The following is a 21130-nucleotide window of genomic DNA, read 5'->3' on the forward strand; positions in this document are numbered from 1 at the left end:
GAGGAGAGAGTATTTGTACGCTATACTAGACATAGAAACCACCGGTGGGAAATATAATGAGGAAGGGATCACCGAAATAGCAATTTATAAGTTCGATGGCCTTAAGGTCGTGGATCAATTCATTAGCCTGGTAAATCCAGAACAGCCTATCCAGCCGTTCGTGGTTAATCTAACCGGGATCAATAATGATATGCTTCGGAATGCTCCTAAGTTCTATGAAGTAGCTAAACGAATAGTAGAAATCACCAAAGACTGTATCCTGGTTGCGCATAACGCGAAATTTGACTACCGAATCCTAAGAACTGAATTTAGAAGACTAGGCTTCGAATACGAACGCCAGAGTCTTTGCACTGTGGAACTTTCTCAAAAGTTAATTCCCGGTCAGCCTTCTTATAGCTTAGGCAAACTGGTAAGATCGCTGGGGATTCCTTTAAGTGATCGTCACAGGGCTTCAGGCGATGCACAGGCCACTATTAAATTATTTAAAATGCTACTTGCGAAAGATGTCGAAAAAGACATTATGAAGGAGCACGTACGAAAAGAACCAAAAAAGAATCTCGATACTAAGCTGGTATTTATACTGGAAGAACTACCTTCAGAAACAGGTGTTTACTATTTCCATAATGAGAATGGAGATATCATCTATGTTGGGAAGTCGAGAAATATCAGGAAAAGAGTAAATCAGCATTTTACCAATGACAATCCAAAGTCGCGGGAAATGCAGAAAAAGGTAGCTTCAGTATCTTTTGAACTTACCGGCAATGAGCTCATTGCGCTATTAAAAGAGAACCAGGAAATAAAACAGATAAAACCTAAATATAACCGGGCTTTAAAAAGAGATATTTTCAGTCATGCTTTATATCATTCAGTAGACGAAAAAGGCTATATCAATTTAAAAATCGGTAAGGCTGTAAATTCCAGGGATCGCATCACCACCTTCAGTTCTTTGCGTTCTGCGAAGAACTCTTTAACCAAATGGGTTGAGGAATATGAATTGTGTGAGAGATTATCTGGATTACACGGGGGCAGTGGAAATTGCTTTGCACATACTATCAAGAGCTGCCACGGTGCCTGTGTGGAAGAGGAACAACCGGAAACCTATAATGAACGAGTGCGTGAACTTATTGATCGCTATTCTTACGAAAACAAGGATATGCTGTTGGTAGGTCGTGGAAGAGATGTAGATGAAAAGAGCGCTTTATTGATCGAGGATGGCGAATTTAAAGGCGTAGGTTACTTCAATTTAAATCACCAGATCAACAATCTGGACATCATCAGGTCTATTATCACACCCATGAATAATAACCGTGATGCTGAACATATTATCCAAAGCTTTTTAAGAAAAAAGCATCAATTTAAAATCATCCAATTATCCATTCATGAGTAAATTTTTTACGCTGGTATTTTTATTATGTATCAGCTTTGTTCCTGCCCAGAATTCCAACTATTCTACAGAAGATTTTGAAGTATCAAGAGAAGATCTACTAGCAACTAATTACGCACTGGACACTACAGCCCATGCTGTTTATATCTACGAGTCAGGTTTTACTGAATTTGATCCAGACGAAGATCACGATCTGGTAACCAATTATAAGGCGAAGATCAAGATTCTGGATAAGCAAGGAATTGATTATGCTACTATAAGAGTGCAGCTGGGAAAGAACAGAGATAGCGAAAAGGCTATGGAATTGAAAGATCTTAAAGCTCATACGTTTAAATTAGTTGACGGTCGTATCATCAAGAAAAAAGTAGAAACATCGGCTACTTTCGAAAGCGAGCATAAGTTCTACAACGAATTTTCTTTCGCGTTTCCGGATGTGGAACCGGGAGATGTCATTCAGCTTTCATATAAGATCGTTTCTCCATTTACATTTAATTTCAGAACCTGGGAATTTCAGGAGGATATTCCGAAGATGCATTCGCAGTTCACGTCGAAGATCCCGGCAAATTATGAATATCACACTACGCTTACCGGAGGAAGGAAGTTGCACAAACATGAAGATAAAGTCCTCGAACATTGTATTAGTTTCGGTATTACTTCTTCCATGGCAGATTGCGTAGAAACCTTGTATGTGATGAAAGATATTCCTGCGTTTATTGAGGAAGATTACATGACCAGCGAAGACAATTATATCGCTAAGATCGAGTACGAATTGAAGCAGGTCACAAGAACCGATGGTTTTGAACGTAAATACACCCTAACCTGGGATGATGCAGATAAAGAGATTAGAACATCCAGCAATTGGGGAAAACAGTGGAATAAAGACAATGCCGTAAAGGATGTACTTCCTGAAGCAATTAGCAGTCTTCCTAATACGCTGGAAAAGGCAAAAAAGATCTACTACTTTATTCAGGAGAATTACAAGTGGAACGGCGAATACGACATTCATGGTGATATGAACATCAAAGATATCGTAGATAGTAAATCTGGAAGTGTTCTTGAAATCAATAGTCTGTTGCATAATGTCTATGCCGTAGAAGAATTTAATGTTTCTCCTGTGCTGGCTTCAACCCGAAGAAACGGTTTCGCTCCAAGGGTTCATCCTGCAATTTCAGAATATAATTATTTCTTCATTCAGCTAAATCTGGATGGAAAGGAATACAATCTCGACCTAACCGATGAGCAGCTGGATTTTGGCCGACTTCCATTTCGCGCTCTGAATACCTATGCGCGTAAAGTAAACCTGGATGGCGCCAGTGACTGGATGTCGATCGAACCAAATGACTTTAGCAATTACGCTTTTAGAGATTCTATAAAAGTGCACAAGGATGGTACAGCTTCAGGAACATCTAATCAGCATTTGAGTGGTTATCATGCAGTGAATTTCAGAAATAAGATCAAGGAAAACGGTAAAGACAAGATATTCCAGGACCTTTCTAAAGCTCAGCAATTCACAAGATCTACAGATATCACGGTAGAAAACCTTGATGATGTTGAAAACGGACTCCAGATCGAATACACGCTTGAAAATGTGAGTCAGAAGATCAATGATCTTATCTATTTGAATCCCTTCAGCTTTCAGTTTTTCGAAAAGAATCCTTTTAACCTGGATGAGCGTACCTATCCTATTGACTTCGGATACAGGAATGCTTTTAGCTATTCCGCAGAAATTCATATTCCAGAAGGCTATTCAGTAAAAGAACTTCCGGAGCAAAAGGCCATCAGGTTACCAGGTAATGGAGGTGCTTTGATATTTAATGCGGTCAGTTTTTCAGAGAATGTGATCATGGTTCAATGCCGAATGACGCTTTCTCAAACGCTATATACTCCGGAATACTACGACGGACTCAAAAAATTCTTTAATGAATTGATGACAGTTCAAAGTCAGTCGCTCATTGTACTCGAGGAAAATAGTTAAATTAGACCTGATTAATCGTAGATTTTGAATAATAAAGAAAAACTTCCCGATTGGAAACGCAAGCTGCATGAGGTGATTTACGAAGCCGATACTCCGGCTGGTAAAACCTTCGATGTGGCTATTTTGCTGGTTATTCTTATTAGCGTTGCGTTAGTAATGATGGAAAGTGTCTCGTGGATGCTGGAAAAATATGCGACAGAATTCTACATTGCTGAATGGGTGATCACGGTGATCTTTACCATCGAGTATGTTCTAAGGATCATTACGATCAATAAACCGAAGCGTTATATCTTCAGTTTCTTCGGAATGGTGGACCTTCTATCTACAATCCCTAGTTATATCGGGTTCCTGTTTGGAGGCGCCAACCTTTTGTTTGCCATTAGAGCACTGCGATTACTAAGAGTATTCAGAGTACTAAAAATTACCCGTTATGTTGGGGAATCTCAGAAGCTGGTCTCTGCATTAAAGAATTCCAAAGCGAAAATTCTTGTCTTTTTATTCGCGGTTTTAATCATTTGTATTATCGCCGGGACCTTAATGCACCTTGTTGAAGGCGAGAATGGCGGATTCAATAATATCCCTCTTTCAATTTACTGGTGTATCGTAACATTAACTACGGTTGGATTTGGTGATATAGCCCCGGTCACGCCGGTGGGCAGATTGATCGCTTCAGTAATCATGATCACGGGATACGGAATAATTGCAGTTCCTACGGGCATTGTGAGCGCAGAATATAGCAAGGCAACCGATGCTCCAAAAAATACTCAGGCTTGTCCCAATTGCAATGAAACAAAGCACTTGGATGACGCTGAATACTGTCATAGTTGTGGATACGAATTAAATGACTAAGACACTTATCAATATTGTGGGTCCTACTGCTATTGGGAAAACTGCACTCTCGATCAAAATTGCGAACCTTTTCAAAACTGAAGTCTTATCAGCAGATTCACGGCAATTCTATAAAGAAATGTCGATTGGAACGGCAGTGCCCGAACCGGAAGAACTCGCAGCAGCTCAGCATCATTTTATTCAGCACAGATCAATTACTGAAGATTACAATGTTGGAGATTTTGAAAGGGAAGCACATACAAAACTAGATGAACTTTTCGAAAAACATGATGTGGTGGTAATGGTAGGCGGCAGCGGATTGTACACCAAAGCTGTGGTGGAAGGTCTCGATCATTTCCCAGAAATAGATAGCAATATTCGTATAAAACTGAATGAAGAATTGTCAAAACACGGTCTGCAATCACTTCAGCAAAAGCTACAGAAGATGGATCCGGAATATTATGCAGTAGCCGATATTCAAAATCCACATCGCCTTATTCGTGCTCTAGAAATTTGCATAGGCACCGGTAAAGCTTTTTCATCTTTTCTAAAGAAGAAAAAGAACGCCAGAAATTTTGAGACAATTTCTATTGGTTTAACTGCCGAAAGAGAAGAAATATATGACCGTATCAACCAAAGGGTGGACCTTATGATCGAAAATGGTTTAGTAGACGAGGCCAGACAAATATATCCTTCCAGAAAATACAATGCATTGAACACGGTTGGCTACAAAGAGATGTTCGCATACTTTGATGATCAATGGGATTTGGAAACTGCCGTTGGTGAGATCAAAAAAAATACGCGAAGGTTTGCAAAAAGACAATTAACCTGGTTTAGAAAAGATGAAACTATTACCTGGTTTGATCGGACTACAATTTTCGAATTGATTGCCACACACCTGCGGGAAAAGATCAATTCTTAATAATAAAACGCTTTGTCTTCTCACCTTCGTTGGTGATCATTTTTACCACGTATACCGCTTCCTGCAAAGGGCCGGTACTAATTGCATATTCCAGTGCATTAGCCGGATAATCCTTACCGGTAATAAATCTTCCACGGTGATCGAAAACTTCAATTCTGGAAATAGTCACATCAGCTGGGGTTGCTACTTTAAAACTACCACGATTTGGGTTGGGATATATAAAGATGTATTCTGAACCTTCTGTAGTGTCATCGCAAATTCCGCTTTCAGCAAAAACCTGTACTTCTACAGAAGTTGTACTGGAGTTTCCGCTGGTATCTGTTGCGATCACGTTAATCTCATTCCATCCAAGGTCCTTGCAACTAAAAGTACTTCGGCTTAATTCATAGCTAAGATTGTTGTCACAGTTATCGCTGAAATTGACAAGTACGTCCCGCGGAGTAATAGTTGCAGTTCCGGAAAAATTAAGATCGATACCGATATTCTGAATTTCAATTTCGGGTTTGATTCGATCAACCACTTCGATACTTATGTCACAGGAACCATTTTCATCTCCTGAATAGCTTAATATAACCTGATTAGCTCCAAGGTCGTCACAGTCGAAATTCTCCTTATCTAGGCTAAAACTGACTCCTGAGGCATCACCAGTGTACAATTCAGTAATCTGGAGCTTAGCTATCCCGTTTTCATCCAGTTCGAGAACATAAGACTCCACACACTGAAATCCTCCGGTGTCTACTGGCACTACACTAATAGTAACCGTCGTTTCAACTTCAGTAAAACCATCGAAAACATAGTATACAAAAGTGTCGTCACCAATAAATCCGTCATTTGGAGTATAGACAAAAGACCCATCAGGATTTAACTGAAGCGTTCCATTGGTTACATCTTCAACAAGCGTTGCCGTAAGCTCATCTCCATCTGCATCCATATCATTCGCCAGAACTCCTTCTTCCACAGAAATATTTAAGGTTGTATTGACGGGTATGGAATAGAAATCTTCATTCGCAATAGGAATATCGTTTCCTTCAGTATCGACTGCTAAGGTCAGCATGAAACTACATTCTGAAGCATTGTTAGTGTTAGAGGTATCAAAAGCTATAAAACTCACCTCGGTATCTTCTGAAATTTGCGTACCAGGTGCCGGATCCTGAATGATCTCCGCCAGTCCGCAATTGTCACTTACCTCCAATTCCCCTCGATAGTCCTGGATTTCAACACTTTCACCCTCTGCAACTACTATCATTCGATCATCAGGACAACTAAGCATGGGCGAAGTATTGTCTTTTAGAACGAGTTCGAAAGTACAGGAGTCTGATTCTCCTTCAAAACTTGCGGTAATTTCAATGCTCGTTGATTGTTCTATTCTCGTTCCTGCTGGTATAGATTGGGAGAAAGTTGCATTAGCAGGTGAGTAAATGATAGTATTTGAAAAATCAGGTACTATATATTCACAGTTATCATCAGCTTTGATCACACTTTCATTTTGCGGACAGTTAAGCGCAAATTCTTCGGGCTCTTCGTCCAGGGTCAATCTGTAGGTTACCTGGCACTCTTCAGTATTTCCAGCAGAATCGGTAGCCGTGATTATCACTATATAATCCCCTGCTTCTGAATATGTAGTACCCGCCTGCGGATTCTGAACGATTTCCAGATCTTCAAAAGCGGTACAATTATCGGTAACAGTAAAGCGATCGGTTACCTGAGGTAATACGAAATCACCTACTGCAGGTATTACCCGTTGCTGAATATCTGCCGGACAAATAATAAGTGGTGCGCCAACATCCTTGACGGTTGCTTCTACAATACATGAAAAATTTTCTCCCGTCTCCCTATCTGTAGCTCGAATAGGCAGGTCAAAAGTCCCAATATCCTCGCAAGTGAATTGCTGAACATTTAGTTCAAAATCAAGGTTAGAGCTATCAGACAAAATAAATTCTGAAGTTGGTATTTCTGTCACCGGTGAATTCTGAGAGTCTTCGCCAAGGTTTACCGTGATCGATTCGATGCATTGATAGGTCGCTGTCTGGCGGACTAGATTAACCGAAAAGGAGCACTGCTCTACCACCGTATTATTCACCCGCAACTCAAATCGGACTTCAGTTTCACCAAGCTCAAAAAACTCTCCAGATGAAGAACCTGCAGTTTGAAACAATTCTGCTTCTGAACAGTTATCCTCAAATTGCGGAAGATCAAACGTGATGATCTTTCCAGATTCTGAAGCTTCCAGTAACTCTGAAATATCATTGGGACAGAAAGTGAAATTAGGTTGTTCTGTATTTTCAACAGTAATTGTGAAGCTACAGGAGACGGGATCATTAAATCCATCGGCAACCTCATAAGCAATCGTGGTGATGCCTACTGGAAACACATCGCCTGAATCAAGATCTAAATTATCGGTACGGGTAATTGTAAGATCGTCACCTTCAGGATCGGTCATAGTCGGTTCTCCAAATTCTACTATTGCTCCGCAAATTCCGCTGTCATTGTTAATGGAAATATCATCAGGACATTCTATTGAAGGTGCAAAATTGGGAGGAAGAATATTGACATTTAAAGTACAGAAGCCAACATTACCGTTGGAATCGGTTGCCTCAAAAACTACATCAGTAGAACCAATCGGGAAATTGCTTCCAGATATCAAGCTTCCCTCAGAAACCCTGGATTGTAAAACCCCATCACATAAATCTCGAACTGTAGGTAGCGAGAAATTTATAGTTTTTGAATCAGATCCAGGTGTTGCCTGAGCAGTAATGTCTGGTACGCAAGTTAATATTGGAGCTTCAGTATCCTGAACTACGATATCAAAACTGCAGGTAACGGGATCGTTTGTTCCATCATTTGCCTGAAAAATAATCGTTGTGGTTCCAACGGGGAATAAACTTCCGGAAACTAGATCTGTATTTTCATCGATTCTTGTGACTTCTACATTTCCATTTGCATCACTTGCCGTTGGACTAAAAAATGTTACTACGGCTCCACATTCACCGGGATCATTGGCTACTTCAATATCTTGGGTTGGGCAATTGTCAAATTCTGGTGGTGTATCTTCTGGTTCCTCGGTGATCGTAACTGTAAAACTACAAGTTTCAGCATTCTCATTCTTATCTGTGATTACGAAAGTATTTGTAGTAGAGCCTACTGGAAACTCAGAACCTGATGGTAGACCTGCAGTTTGTATGCTAGTCGTTCCGGGACAATTATCATCAAAGGTTGGATTTTCGTAATCAATAACTTTTCCAGTCTCCCCAAAAGGAACAGTTTCATTAATATTTGATGGACAGCTTAGCAAATCAGGACCTTCAGTATCCTGAACTATAATATCAAAACTGCATTCGACCGGATCGTTCGCTCCATCATCTGCCTGGAAGGTAATAGTTGTAGTTCCAACGGGAAATAGATCTCCGGAATTCAATCCAGAATTATCAATCCTTGTTACCGTTAAAGATCCACTCTCATCACTTGCCGTTGGACTAACAAATGTTACTACGGCTCCACATTCTCCGGGATCATTTTCTTCAGTAATATTTGGTGGGCAATTGTCGAATTCTGGTGGTGTGTCTTGTACATCTGGTGCATTTACTGTGACCTTAAAAGTACACCTAGCTTTATTGCCGCAAAGATCTGTAGCTTCATAAACGACATTGTAAATACCTGTAGCCCTAAAATCACCCGATTCTGGCCCGGCAATAAGTTCTACTTCAACATTATTTTGATCTGTAGCAATTGGTATAGAATAAGCAACCTCAACCTCATTTTCTCCCTCAGCAATTTCCAATACTAAATTTTCAGGACATGTAATTATTGGAACTTCATTGTCAAATACAGGGGTTCTTTGGTATATCTCAAGATCGAATTCAAATTCTTCCGGAAGATATCCAAAGATTGTATTTCTACCATCAGCATACGCATTGTCTACATACATCCGGTTACAATTCCCAAAAGCAAGATCAACGGGAAATTCAATCTTTTCAGTTACTTTTCTCTCAAAATTCTCAGCCTGATCATATATTCTGATGAAATATGAATTATCATCTATCCCATCATCTATCTCTTCAGCGATATCCTGAATTTCTCCAAAACTTAAATTTTCAAAATTTATAAATTGACTGAAATCAATTCTACCTGCATACTCTATTACATGTATAAAGCCAAATAAATCTATATTTATACTTCCGGGAGATTGAATATTCGGTAACAAACCAGTTATATCCAAATTGCTATCTAAAGTAAGAACTGCGGGATCACCTGCACCTTCCTGACTTAAATAAACATTCTTTTCTGCACTAACAGCAATTCTATATGGTCGTTCAACATTTCTATTCTGTGCAATTCTAATCCCATTTTGATTGTAGATGCTTACTCTGCTAAGTTCATCACCTTCACAACCATTACCGGGAGGATTATATTCAGCCACATATAAATTACTGTCACTATCAACATCAATTCCTAGTGGCCGATAAAATCCAGTGTATATAATTCTATCGAAAGAGCCATCAGGGTTGAAGATTCTTATTTTACCATTTTCCGAACAAGAACCATCTTCAGAATAATCTGCAACGTAAAAAAAACCTTCGTTATCAATTACGAAATCCAGCGGACTACTAAGTCCGGTTATGAAATTAGATGTAACGATTGTACCATCGGAATTTCTTTTCTGAATTCCATTTCCGAAGGTTAGAATGTAAAGAAAGTTATCGGGTGACAAATCAATACTAATAGGAATTTCATCCGTATCCAAACTAGTTAAAGTCTGATTAACAAGATCAACTTTATTGAGCCAATCATGAGAAGGAACAGCCTCAGTTGGATCCTGCCCATAGCTATTGACACTAAAAAATAAAATTAAGAATAAGCTAATGCAGACTTTTCTTAGAAAAGAACTCCTGTAGGTAGGTATATCTGCTGCATTTATCAATCTAGGGCATTTTATGGAATGCCGTAAAGATACATATTGTAAGAAAACCGCTCTTATTTTCATGTTAAGAATGCGGCGGTAAGTAAAATTTCGTAGTTAGAGAAATTTTCGATAGCTCGAAAAAGCCTATCACGAGAAATGATACCGCATCATAACGAATGTTATGATGCAGCACCTCCCGGAAACTGAATTTATTTTATTATGCTTCGGTCTCTTCTTTGTTTTTAATAACAAGTCTAAAACCTTCACCGTGGATATTCAGAATTTCCACATTTTCATCTTTCTTTAGATACTTTCTTAATTTGGCGATATAAACATCCATACTTCTGGAAGTAAAGTAGTTATCGTCTCTCCATATCTTAGTCAAGGCTAGCTCTCTAGGCATCAGGTCATTCTCATGCAGAGCAAGTAGTCTCAATAATTCGTTTTCTTTTGGAGAAAGCTTCTGAGGCTCTTCATCTCTAAAAGTTAAGAATCTAAGTTTTGAATTCAGGTGGAAACCACCAATTTCGAATTCAAATTGCTTGGAATCTGCAACGCTATCGGTAGCCTTACGCTGCATGATCGCCTTGATCTTCATTAAAAGTACTTCAGAATCAAAAGGTTTGTTCAGGTAATCATCTGCTCCAACCTTATAACCTTTCAATACATCTTCTTTCATGGCTTTAGCCGTTAAAAAGATGATCGGCACTTCTTCGTTCTTCTCACGAATCTCCTTAGCAAGAGTAAAACCATCTTTATAAGGCATCATCACATCAAGAATACAAAGGTCGAAATCATCTTTTTTGAATTTTTCGAATCCTTCCATACCATTTTTGGCGTGAGTTACCTCGTAATCGTTCATCGCAAGGTAATCTTTAAGGACAGTTCCAAAATTTGGATCATCCTCTACTAATAGAATTTTTTTGTTTTCAGTTTCCATATTTTAAGATATTAGTGGTAATTTAATGATGAAGGTACTACCCTTCCCTTTTTCGCTGGTTACGGTGATCTGTCCATGATGGTCATCCACGATCTGTCTGGCATAAGCCAATCCAAGTCCGTGACCTTTTACATTATGGATATCCCCGGTATGTTCACGATAAAATTTTTCAAATATTTTCTTTTGAACCAGTTTCGTCATCCCAACTCCCTGGTCTCTTATTTCACAATAAATATAATTCTTAACGTTCGTTGTATAAATATCGATCTTCGGCGCTTCTTCTGAATATTTGATCGCGTTATCAAGGATATTCACAACAACATTCGTAAAATGATCCTGGTTTGCAAGAACCGAAGAGCGTAAAGCTCCAAAATGAGTCTGCACATAACCGCCACGGTCTTCTATAATTAATTCTACATGCGTGATGGCATCAAGAATAATATCGTGCAACTGGTGTCTTTCCTTTTTAAGATCCAGCTCGTTTTTCTCCAGTTTTGAAATCCTTAGTACGTTTTCAACCTGGGCGTGCATTCTCTTATTCTCATCCCTGATCATCTGCAGGTATCTATTCACCTTGGAACGATCTTCGATCACTTTAGGATTCTTGATCGCGTCCAGGGCCAGATTTATCGTCGCAATAGGAGTCTTGAACTCATGCGTCATATTATTAATAAAGTCAGTTTTAATCTGCGAGATCTGTCTCTGTTTAATTAGCTGAGATAATGCACTGGAATAAGCGATTACAATGATCAGTGTGAAAATGATTGACAAACAAGCCATTAATATTACTGAAGAAAGAACTGCTTCTTTTCGGTTCGTAAGGTTTACCAGTAACTGATAGCCGCTTCTTCCTGCAGAATCTACAAAAAGTGGTACAGCATAGGTAGCTGGATGATCCAGACTAAAATTTTCTGAATGTACCGTAGTAGCTATGGAATTATTAAAGATCCCAAATTCGAATGCGGTCTTTAAGTTTCTCTCTGCAAGCTGCTCTTCCAGTAATTCCCTGATCTTATCTTCTGAAACCCTGTTATGAATAGGAATCCTTACAACCAGTTCTGAAATCGCAGATCTAAGAATATCCTTCTCTACCTCTTCCATCCTGGATAGTCTCTCTATATGCTCAATTCGCTGTCTTGCACTTAAATTCCCGCCTTCAAGATTATTCTCCTGAACAATATCTGTCACTTTCTTGTTGATCATTTTAGTGAACTTGATACTGTCTTCGGCAAACTGCAAAAAGCCTGAGGAAACCTTATAATCTTCTTCTAAAATCGTTTCAGAATTAAAATAGGTTTCGTTCCTGTTTTCGTCCTTGTTCGAGTAGAAATATTCAGTAAGTGTGCGATCACTTAACGTGCTATTGATACTATCCGGATTCTTAAACTGAAAGTAATAACGTTCAAATTCTGAATTCTGAATTTCTTCGGAAACCTTTATCAGTGCCTGTTTCGCGTTATAGGAGAATTGCTCTTCCCTGTCATCGATCGTACTCTTTATCCAATATCCCTGAACGAATATGATGCCTATTAAAGACAAGCTCATCAGCGCTACGAGAAGGACAAAAAGCTTCTTATTCATGCGGTCAAAAGTAATATTTTAACATTTAGAGCTTAAGCTGTTTAACCAAATGTTAACAGAACTTCCGTCAATTTTCGCGTGCTTTTAAGATTTGGATATGGATATCGCTAACCTCTTGTTTGGTTTGCTGCAAATCCTTGTTTTCTATAAGAAAATCGGCAAGTTTCGCTTTCTTTTCATCTGGCCACTGGTGTCCCATTCTGGCTTCAATTTCCTCTACCGTACTATCATCTCTTTTTTGAAGTCTTCCAATTTTTAACTCATGTGGAGCAGTCACCAGAATGCTGAGATCGCATTTCTTATATCCTCCAGCTTCAAATAGAATAGCTGCTTCGTATATGATATATTCTGAAGTTTGCTTTGAGACCCAATCCTGAAAGTCGCTAGCAACTGCCGGATGTATAATAGCATTCAATTTTTCAAGCAGGTCCTTATCTTTAAATACCTTATTTGCGATATACTTTCTATCGGGTACTTGCTCATTGTATGCAGCTACACCTAATAATTTGCTAACCTTTTCTCTGATATCTGAATTTTCTTCCAGCAATCTTTTCCCTGCATCATCTGCGATATAGACCGGAATACCCAGATCTTTAAAAAAGCCCGCCACTGTAGTTTTTCCACTTCCAATTCCTCCGGTAAGACCTACTATTTTCATCGTTTGATCACAAATTGAATTCTACGTTCGTTTAGCCGAATATTATTAACGAATTTCGGTTTGCTTTTGATCTGTGCGATCATATAATCGTCACCTTCCTTCACACTCTTATAATCGCATACTACGGAAAAGTCGGAAGCCCCAACATTTTCAAAATCTTCAAGGTTTACCTGGTAATACACTACAACCGACTTCGGGAAATAAGCCAGGTTGAGATTATCTGGAACGTTAATGACCTCTACCGGGATTTCAGCTTTTCCTTCAGTAAATTTTTCAACTTCCTGGGTATACCGTACGCTATTTTCGTAGAAACTTAATTCACCATAACCCGTAGTGTCCAGTTTAACACTCCCGTCAAGATCTGAATTTACATTTTCCAGTTTTTTACTTAAAGTTGGTATGGAACTCAATTTGGCGATCACTTCCTCGGGTCCACTAACTTTTACTGAATCGGGGACTAGTTGAAGAGGCGCGTCTGCCGAATAACCTACGGCATAGCTCACCTCAACATTCGAGATGATCTTTAGCATTTTTTCTTTCTTAAATTGAAACGGGATTACGATCTCGTCCTGGATGATCCTTGAATCTTCCAGGGTCACCTTCAGTTGCTGTTCAATCACCGTGATATGATTTTCAATAGAATAGATCAGGTTCTTATCACTTTCAATTGCTTCGGAAAGATCTATATCAAGCTTCGGATTAAAGATTTTATAGTAATAGATACTGAAGCCATTATCTTGAAGCTGAAGATCCACATGGTCAGGTCGCTCTTCAGAAATACTTTTATCCAGGGGAACATTAAGATAATTCACAGGTACTTCGATCACCTGAGTATACGTTTTAGAAAACTGGACCAGTACCCACACGATCGCAGAAAAGATTAGGAAAAAACCGAATGTTTTTATGCTTGATTTCTTAAATCTTCTTCTATTCCTGGTTGCCATGCTTTTTGAAAAATAATTGAGGAAATGCCACTTCCGGTTTTTGCTTCTGAATATTTATACGATAATTGGACACTATAAAACCATAACCATAACCTGAAAACTGTATGATCACCGCTTTTACAGCCAATAATCCAATATATAGACTTTTATTTCGTATCGCTGCATCCACAGCAATAATTAGTAAATAAATAAGATAACAGCTTATAAAAAAACTAAATCCTGCAAATAAAAAGATGATGGAGAGTATGAGTCCGATCATGAATAACGAAGGAAACCAATAGGTGATCTTTGCAGATCCAGGATGCCATTTATTCAAAATTGGCCGAACCATCCCGAACTTCTTAACCTGTACAAAGAACTTTTTCCAGTCTATTCGTCGCTTATGGAACACCCGGGCCTTTGGAATCAAACAACTTTTAATTCCCGATTTCTTTAACCTTAAACTCAAATCCGGGTCTTCCCCGGGATGGATCCTGCCAAATCCACCACTGAGTTCAAATGCTTTTTTACTCAAGCCCATATTAAAACTGCGGGGCTGGAATTCATCCACTGCTTTCTTACCTCCACGTATACCACCAGTGGTAAACAAGGATGTCATACTGTAATCTATCGCCTTCTGGGTGTTCGAAAAAGATTCATGGGCTGCATCTGGCCCTCCAAAACAATCGTGAAAATTGCCAGTTAAAAATCCATGAACCTCCTCGAGGTAATCTTCAGGCATCAGCACGTCTGAATCCAGAATTAAGAAATAGGAAGCCTGGGCTTTTCTCATCCCGTAGTTCCTGCTATCGCCTGGCCCTGAGTTTTCTTTAAAGTAATAACTTATAAATAATCGATCCTGGAACTCAGCAACAACAGCTTCAGAAGAATTTGTAGAGCCATCTTCAACAATCACTACTTCAAATGGAACCGGGGCGCGCATCTTTAGCATGCTCTGCAATAACTCCCTGATCTCATCAGGTCTGTTATATACAGGGATCACAAATGAATATTCTGGTTGCATGTTGATTATTTAAAATAGAACTGCCGGAAGCCGAACATAGTGTTCAGGTTCCGGCAGTTTATATTTAGAGTTTAATTATTCTGAATCCTTAACAAAAGTCTCCATTACTTCCTGGCTAACTCCCGTGTTCGAGAATCCACCATCGTGAAATAGATTTTGAAGAGTTACCTTTCTGGTTAGATCTGAGAATAAAGTCAGGGTGTAATCTGCACATTCTAAAGCCGTAGCATTTCCAAGCGGAGACATTTTTTCTGCAAATGCAATAAAACCATCGAAGCCTTTAACTCCAGTTCCTGCGGTAGTTGGCGTTGGAGATTGAGAAATAGTATTCACTCTTACTTTTTTATCCTTTCCGAAGAAGTAACCAAAACTACGCGCAATAGACTCCAGATATGCTTTGTTATCAGCCATGTCATTATAGTCCGGGAATACACGTTGTGCCGCCATATAACTTAGCGCTACAATGCTTCCCCATTCGTTCATTGCATCTTTCTTATACAATACCTGCATGGTTTTATGGAAAGAAACAGCTGAAACATCCCAACCTTTGGTCGTGAAATCATAGTTCATATCTGTATAATGTTTTCCTTTACGAACATTCACAGACATCCCGATAGAATGAAGAACGAAATCGATCTTCCCTCCAAGGATCTCCATAGACTTCTCTACAAGGTTTTCAAGATCTTCTACTTTAGTAGCATCTGCAGGAATGATCTCAGAACCTGTTTTTTCAGCCAGTTGATTGATACTTCCCATTCTCATTGCGATTGGAGCATTTGTCAGCACGAAAGTCCCACCTTCTTCGTGAACTCTTTCCGCTGTTTTCCAGGCAATTGAATTTTCGTCCAATGCACCAAATATGATTCCTCTTTTACCTTTTAGCAGGTTATATGACATGTGATTTAATTTTTGTGGTTGTTAAGCCTGTAAATATAGCAAAGTTGAAATAAATCCTCCGCCTTTTAGGCTTCAGATGATATGGTATTAATTCAGCAGGGCTTTTGCATGGGCACGTGCAGAATCACTTCCACTAGTACCTCCAAGCATCATCGCCAGTTCATCGATTCTCTGGTCCTGTTCCAGCTTTACGATCTTGGTTTGAGTTGCAACCTCGCTGTCTTCTTTAAAGATCTTAAAATGTGAACTTCCCTTTCCGGCTATTTGTGGTAAGTGAGTGATCGCGATCACCTGCATATTAGCGCCCATTCTGGCTAGAATCTCTCCCATTTTATGGGCAATATCTCCAGAAACACCAGTATCAATTTCATCAAAAATGATCGTTGGCAGTTTACTTTGTGCTGCAAGTATGCTTTTTACTGCGAGCATAATTCTGGAAAGTTCTCCACCCGACGCTGCTTTCTTGATCTCTTTAAAACTTCCGCCTTTATTAGCCGCCAGGAACCATTCGAGCTTATCGCTCCCGTTACTTAAAAACTCTTTTGTGCTACTAAGCTCAATATTAAGTCTCGCATTCGGCATTCCCAGATCTTTCAGTATGATTTCCGTCTGTTCTATAAAGGCCGGGATGATTTTTAAACGATTCTTATGAAGTTTCTCGGCAGTAGCAGATATTACGATAAATTGTTTTTTGATCGCTTTCTCAGCTTCTTCCAAAGCAGCTTCCGCATTTTCTGTTACCGAAACCTTCTCCTGAAGATCTTCCGCAATTTGTAATAGTTCTTCTACACTTTCAGCGTTATGCTTTTTTTGTAAATTATAGATCACCTGCAGCTGCTGATTCACTTTTTCCAGCTCTTCCGGATTTGCTTCCACAGCTTCCAGTGCATCTGTCATTTCAGCTTCCAAATCGTCGAGTTCAATGATCGCACTCTGTAATCTTTCATGAAAATTATCATAAATTCCGGAGAATTTAGCTATTCTCGAAATATGGGACCGAGCCGACTTCAATGTCTCCATGCTTCCTATTTCTTCTTGTTGTATTGAGCTTAATGCCGCACTTAGATTTTCAGTAAGCTCCTCTACATTGTTCAAAGATTCATAGCGTTCTTCGAGATCTTCCAGCATTCCTGATTTCAACCTTGCTTCCTGCAGTTCATTCAGAAGAAAAAGATTGTAATCATATTCCTTTGATGCCTGCGCCTGTTCTTCTTTTAACTCTTCAAATCTCTTCTGAAATTTTCGGTACTCCCTCAATTCTGATTTATACTGAAGTATACTTCCTTCATTTTTTGCGATGGTATCAATAACATTGAATTGATAATCTGAATTTCCCAGACTAAGGGTCTCATGCTGACTATGAATATCGATAAGGGAAGTTCCCAGCTTTTGCAAAGAAGTGATCTTCACCGGTGTATCATTGATAAATGCACGGGATTTCCCGGAAGGTAAAATTTCACGCCGAATGATACTGGTCTGCTCATAATCCAGATCTTCTTTTTCAAAGAATTGCTGTAAAGCATAATCTTTAATGCTAAAATGACCTTCGATAACGCATTTCTTTTCAGTATTTCTAATACTACTGAAGTCTGCGCGATCTCCCAGCAACAAACCCAATGCACCCAGCATGATAGATTTCCCGGCACCGGTTTCCCCGGTAATAATCGTAAAACCAGATTGAAGATCCATCGTAATATCTTCAATAAGCGCGTAATTCTTTATGGAAAGAGATGTAAGCAATTCAGTTAAAATTTGTGCTAAATATACGAGAGAAAATACTCGTAATCAACCAAAATTCTTACTGAATATTTCGCCAGCTACGGGCATACCTGGCTGCGATATTATTCAGTGTCTGGATAAGTTCATCCTTAGCAGGGTAAGCAGGCCCTCCGGTATAGACAGAAGCAATTTCATCTGCCTTAGAGTCAAAGAAAGCTCGAAGCAGCAGGGAGTTATTTCTGCGATTGTTCATCACTTCCAGCTTATTCAAAGATTCGGCAATTGCAGTTTTACCAGCCATTACATCAGCGTGCATGACATCTAGACCCAACCTGTGATAGTCGTAAAGTGCTTCACGATATTCCGCATAAGTGTTCGCCAGTAGATCTGCATTCAGCCGGAAACGCGAACGTTGACCGTCTGAACCTCTCCAACCCTGCGAGTTTCCCTGCTGGGCAGTTGTAACGATTCTGTTGGCTTCCTCAAAAAAAGCCGTGCCGCCTTCCGGAGCAAAGGTATCTGCATCAAGTCCAAGAATAGTATATACGTAAAAGGAAATAACAGATACGAGATTATTCGTATAAGTATTCTGACTATAATTTAAAGGTTGATACTCCCGGTAACTAAAACTTAATTGTTCGTCGTTAAAATTAAAAACAGGAGTGATCATACTGGTTCCATAAACCGGTCTGGAAGATTGGACCTGGATTGTTCCATTAAAGCTTTCTCCTTCAAAACTATTGATCGTAATGAACATACTACAGCTAATACGTTCATGATCCTGCAAACGCCTGTCTGTCCAGGTGGTCTGGTTGATAAACTCATTCAGCGATCTTTCCAGCGTCTTAAATACAGAAAGATTTGCCTGCCCCGTTTGTTCTGCGTTAACCACTACCTCGCAACTTAATTGCTGTGCAATTCCTGAATAGGAAAATATAGTGAACAGTACTAGAAAGGTAATTCTAAGCATGAAACATTTTGATTACTTCTGTAATGATATCCTGGGCAACTTCCGTTTTACTTTTAAGGTCAAATTCCAGTTTTCTATCTGGATAAATGATCTTAATCTTATTGGTATCTCCTTTAAAACCTGCACCGGTATCCTGAAGGGAATTTAAGACAATAAAATCTAGATTTTTCTTTTCCAGCTTTTTTCTTGCATTCTCTTCCTCATTGTTAGTTTCCAAAGCGAAACCTACCAACTTCTGATCCTTCTTAATAGCTCCCAGAGAAGCAAGAATATCTTCAGTTTTGGTTAATTCCAGGCTTAAAGCGGGATCGTTCTTTTTAATCTTTTGATCTGCGACCGTTTTAGGCCTGTAATCGGCTACAGCTGCCGCAGCAATAAAAACATCGGTGTTCTCAAACTCCGCATGAGCAGCATCGTACATATCCCGGGTGCTTACCACTCTTTTAAGTTCAATATTATCATGTGAGATATCAAGATGTGTAGGACCTGTAATTAATACAACTTCAGCACCAGCTTCTGCCGCCTTTAATGCAATTGCGAAGCCCATCTTACCACTGGAGTGATTTCCAATAAATCGTACCGGGTCTATGGCTTCATAAGTTGGCCCGGCAGTAATTACAATTTTTTTGTTCCGAAGTGGAAGATCTTTAGAAAGGTGATCTTCGATAAAGCTAATGATCTCTTCAGGCTCTGCCATTCTCCCTTTTCCTGAAAGTCCGCTCGCTAGCTCACCGGTTCCTGAAGGAATCATGATATTGCCATATCCCTGGAGCGTTTCGAAACTTTTGGTTGTAGATGGGTGTTTATACATGTCAAGATCCATTGCCGGAGCAAAGAAAACTTCACATTTAGCTGAAAGATAAGTAGCAAGCAAAATGTTATCGCTATTCCCCGAAGCCATTTTAGATAGAGTGCTCGCTGTGGCTGGGGCTAAAAGCATGAAATCGGCCCAAAGGCCGAGTTCCACGTGATTGTTCCATTGTTCATTCTCATCCTCTTCACTAGTAAATGAAGAATAAACTTCATTCCTTGAAAGAGTTGAAAGTGTAAGAGGAGTGATAAATTCTTTTGCAGCCTGTGTCATTACAACCCTCACCTCTGCACCAGACTTCACAAATAGTCGTACCAGTGAAGCAGTTTTGTAGGCAGCAATACCTCCGGTAATGCCGAGTAAAACTTTTTTGCCTTGAAGTACAGACATATCAGTTAACCGATTCTATTCTTCGGTTTCCATAGTGTTTCTCCAGTAGATCTTGTCATCAAGCCACTCCTGGATCGCAAGTGATTGCGGTTTTGGAAGTTTTTCGTAGAATTTTGAAACCTCGATCTGCTCTTTGTTTTCAAAAATCTCGTCAAGAGAATCGTTATAAGTAGCGAATTCATCAAGCTTCTCTAAAAGCTCTTTTTTGATTTCACCATTAATCTGTCCAGCTCTCTTCGCTACGATAGATATCGCCTCGTAAATGTTTCCGGTAGGTGCATCTACTTCATTCTTGTTGATAGTAGTTGTGTTAACCGGGGCATCAATTTTTTTAAAATCCATCATTCCTTTATTAAAAATTCTCTAACCTTTTATCAATTTCCATCATGGAAGCCTCAGAGTCCTGAGTAAACTCTCCTTCTGGATAATATTTATTATAGGAATTATAAAATTCCCTGGCATTTTCAAGTCTTTCTTGCATTAAAACTTCAAAGCTATTGATCGCTAGCTGGTATGCTGAATCGTATCGATAGTAATAAGCAGCTTCTCTAAACGGCGATCCCGGATATTCTGCAATGAAGTTATTGAAAGAAGCGATTGCCGCTTTATAATATCTGGTTTTGTGATATTGCTTTGCGATCTCGTAAGCTTTCTTTTCCAGCTTCACTCGCAACTCTGTCGCATAATCATTTGCTGAATCTACAAATTCTCCTTCCGGATACTTATTTAGATAAACCTGAAGTTCTTCGATCGCTTTTCTGGTATCGGTTTGATCCAGGTTAAAGCGCGGAGAACGATTGTAATAGCTAACCGCCGTTTTATATTCGGCTTCTTCTACCTTCTGGCTATTTGGATACAACTGAACAAAACGTTCAAAATTGAAAGGCGCATTATAATAATCACCTAACTGGTAATACGTATCTCCAAGAATATAAACAAGGCGTTCCCCCTGAGGTTTTCCTCGATACTCAGGCTCGATCTGTTCCAATAATCGTAAAGCCTTACGTAGCTTTCCATTATCATCTTCTTCTTTACCTTCGGTATATAATTCCTCTGCAGCCGTATATTTAGGTGCAGTTTCCTCATTTTTAAGCAATGACTGATATTCACTACAGGATATAGTGACCATCAACAGGCCTAGAGCGAGAATTCCTTTTTTCATGATACGTAAAAACATCTGGCAAAAATACATTTTTTGTTAGTATAAA

General features: G+C 39.3%; 16 protein-coding genes. 4 read left to right on the plus strand and 12 right to left on the minus strand.

Translation table 11 applies throughout. From position 1 onward, the window contains the following. The first annotated feature begins 13 nt into the window (after nucleotides 1-13). From T8I65_RS11600 to miaA, 4 genes are read left to right on the plus strand one after another with little or no spacing between them, the layout of a single operon-like run. Complete coding sequence (locus tag T8I65_RS11600) at nucleotides 14-1387, plus strand: exonuclease domain-containing protein (RefSeq protein WP_322300762.1); 1374 nt, start codon at nucleotides 14-16, stop codon at nucleotides 1385-1387. After that, nucleotides 1380-3359 carry a DUF3857 domain-containing protein gene (locus tag T8I65_RS11605; protein WP_322300763.1) on the plus strand — a complete coding sequence of 660 codons (1980 nt, stop codon included), beginning with the start codon at nucleotides 1380-1382 and terminating at the stop codon, nucleotides 3357-3359. Before T8I65_RS11600 ends, T8I65_RS11605 begins: the two co-directional genes overlap by 8 nt. 24 nt (nucleotides 3360-3383) lie before the next feature. Further along, on the plus strand, nucleotides 3384-4208 hold the full coding sequence (locus tag T8I65_RS11610; RefSeq protein WP_322300764.1) for an ion transporter: 825 nt from the start codon (nucleotides 3384-3386) through the stop codon (nucleotides 4206-4208). Beyond that, nucleotides 4201-5109, plus strand: coding sequence for a tRNA (adenosine(37)-N6)-dimethylallyltransferase MiaA (gene miaA / locus T8I65_RS11615; RefSeq protein ID WP_322300765.1), 909 nt, complete (start codon nucleotides 4201-4203; stop codon nucleotides 5107-5109). Before T8I65_RS11610 ends, miaA begins: the two co-directional genes overlap by 8 nt. Here the strand turns inward: miaA and T8I65_RS11620 are convergent. From T8I65_RS11620 to T8I65_RS11675, 12 genes are all read right to left on the minus strand, one after another. Then, entirely contained in the window at nucleotides 5099-9850 is a 4752-nt protein-coding gene (locus tag T8I65_RS11620; protein WP_322300766.1) for an HYR domain-containing protein, read from the minus strand. The two genes, miaA and T8I65_RS11620, sit on opposite strands and share 11 nt — an antisense overlap. A gap of 376 nt (nucleotides 9851-10226) precedes the next feature. After that, nucleotides 10227-10949 carry a response regulator transcription factor gene (locus tag T8I65_RS11625; RefSeq protein WP_026914972.1) on the minus strand — a complete coding sequence of 241 codons (723 nt, stop codon included), beginning with the start codon at nucleotides 10947-10949 and terminating at the stop codon, nucleotides 10227-10229. A gap of 3 nt (nucleotides 10950-10952) precedes the next feature. Continuing rightward, nucleotides 10953-12530 (minus strand): HAMP domain-containing sensor histidine kinase, encoded by a 1578-nt coding sequence (locus tag T8I65_RS11630; RefSeq protein WP_322300767.1) that lies wholly within the window; start codon nucleotides 12528-12530, stop codon nucleotides 10953-10955. 67 nt (nucleotides 12531-12597) lie between these two features. Next, a complete protein-coding gene (gene coaE, locus T8I65_RS11635; protein ID WP_322300768.1) occupies nucleotides 12598-13188 on the minus strand; it encodes a dephospho-CoA kinase in 591 nt (196 codons plus the stop codon). After that, nucleotides 13185-14132 (minus strand): YbbR-like domain-containing protein, encoded by a 948-nt coding sequence (locus T8I65_RS11640; RefSeq protein WP_322300769.1) that lies wholly within the window; start codon nucleotides 14130-14132, stop codon nucleotides 13185-13187. The genes coaE and T8I65_RS11640 overlap by 4 nt, the downstream gene beginning before the upstream one ends. Continuing rightward, nucleotides 14116-15135 carry a glycosyltransferase gene (locus T8I65_RS11645; protein ID WP_322300770.1) on the minus strand — a complete coding sequence of 340 codons (1020 nt, stop codon included), beginning with the start codon at nucleotides 15133-15135 and terminating at the stop codon, nucleotides 14116-14118. The genes T8I65_RS11640 and T8I65_RS11645 overlap by 17 nt, the downstream gene beginning before the upstream one ends. A gap of 75 nt (nucleotides 15136-15210) precedes the next feature. Beyond that, nucleotides 15211-16032: an enoyl-ACP reductase FabI gene (locus tag T8I65_RS11650; RefSeq protein WP_295181476.1), complete on the minus strand. Its 822-nt coding sequence runs from the start codon at nucleotides 16030-16032 to the stop codon at nucleotides 15211-15213. An 87-nt stretch (nucleotides 16033-16119) separates the two neighbouring features. Further along, nucleotides 16120-17772, minus strand: coding sequence for a DNA repair protein RecN (recN, locus tag T8I65_RS11655; RefSeq protein ID WP_322300771.1), 1653 nt, complete (start codon nucleotides 17770-17772; stop codon nucleotides 16120-16122). Nucleotides 17773-17830: 58 nt separating this feature from the next. Continuing rightward, the gene (locus tag T8I65_RS11660; protein ID WP_322300772.1) at nucleotides 17831-18721 is read right to left on the minus strand and encodes a DUF4835 family protein; all 891 of its coding nucleotides are present in this window, start codon (nucleotides 18719-18721) and stop codon (nucleotides 17831-17833) included. Further along, nucleotides 18714-19922: a bifunctional phosphopantothenoylcysteine decarboxylase/phosphopantothenate--cysteine ligase CoaBC gene (gene coaBC / locus T8I65_RS11665; protein WP_322300773.1), complete on the minus strand. Its 1209-nt coding sequence runs from the start codon at nucleotides 19920-19922 to the stop codon at nucleotides 18714-18716. The genes T8I65_RS11660 and coaBC overlap by 8 nt, the downstream gene beginning before the upstream one ends. A 15-nt stretch (nucleotides 19923-19937) precedes the next feature. After that, nucleotides 19938-20264: a DNA-directed RNA polymerase subunit omega gene (locus T8I65_RS11670; RefSeq protein WP_141879238.1), complete on the minus strand. Its 327-nt coding sequence runs from the start codon at nucleotides 20262-20264 to the stop codon at nucleotides 19938-19940. Nucleotides 20265-20274: 10 nt separating this feature from the next. Continuing rightward, nucleotides 20275-21084, minus strand: a complete 810-nt coding sequence (locus T8I65_RS11675) for an outer membrane protein assembly factor BamD (RefSeq protein WP_295181485.1) — start codon at nucleotides 21082-21084, stop codon at nucleotides 20275-20277. Nucleotides 21085-21130 lie beyond the last annotated feature (46 nt).

This window comes from Christiangramia sp. OXR-203 (assembly GCF_034372165.1).
Taxonomy (GTDB): Bacteria; Bacteroidota; Bacteroidia; order Flavobacteriales; family Flavobacteriaceae; genus Christiangramia.

What these genes read in the sequence shown, in the direction of transcription:
- T8I65_RS11640 (WP_322300769.1), bottom strand. Translation starts at nt 14,132, where the DNA reads ATGGCAACCAGGAATAGAAGAAGATTTAAGAAATCAAGCATAAAAACA.
- T8I65_RS11605 (WP_322300763.1), top strand. Translation starts at nt 1,380, where the DNA reads ATGAGTAAATTTTTTACGCTGGTATTTTTATTATGTATCAGCTTTGTT.
- T8I65_RS11650 (WP_295181476.1), bottom strand. Translation starts at nt 16,032, where the DNA reads ATGTCATATAACCTGCTAAAAGGTAAAAGAGGAATCATATTTGGTGCA.
- T8I65_RS11645 (WP_322300770.1), bottom strand. Translation starts at nt 15,135, where the DNA reads ATGCAACCAGAATATTCATTTGTGATCCCTGTATATAACAGACCTGAT.
- coaBC (WP_322300773.1), bottom strand. Translation starts at nt 19,922, where the DNA reads ATGTCTGTACTTCAAGGCAAAAAAGTTTTACTCGGCATTACCGGAGGT.
- T8I65_RS11625 (WP_026914972.1), bottom strand. Translation starts at nt 10,949, where the DNA reads ATGGAAACTGAAAACAAAAAAATTCTATTAGTAGAGGATGATCCAAAT.
- T8I65_RS11660 (WP_322300772.1), bottom strand. Translation starts at nt 18,721, where the DNA reads ATGCTTAGAATTACCTTTCTAGTACTGTTCACTATATTTTCCTATTCA.
- T8I65_RS11630 (WP_322300767.1), bottom strand. Translation starts at nt 12,530, where the DNA reads ATGAATAAGAAGCTTTTTGTCCTTCTCGTAGCGCTGATGAGCTTGTCT.
- T8I65_RS11675 (WP_295181485.1), bottom strand. Translation starts at nt 21,084, where the DNA reads ATGAAAAAAGGAATTCTCGCTCTAGGCCTGTTGATGGTCACTATATCC.
- T8I65_RS11670 (WP_141879238.1), bottom strand. Translation starts at nt 20,264, where the DNA reads ATGGATTTTAAAAAAATTGATGCCCCGGTTAACACAACTACTATCAAC.
- miaA (WP_322300765.1), top strand. Translation starts at nt 4,201, where the DNA reads ATGACTAAGACACTTATCAATATTGTGGGTCCTACTGCTATTGGGAAA.
- coaE (WP_322300768.1), bottom strand. Translation starts at nt 13,188, where the DNA reads ATGAAAATAGTAGGTCTTACCGGAGGAATTGGAAGTGGAAAAACTACA.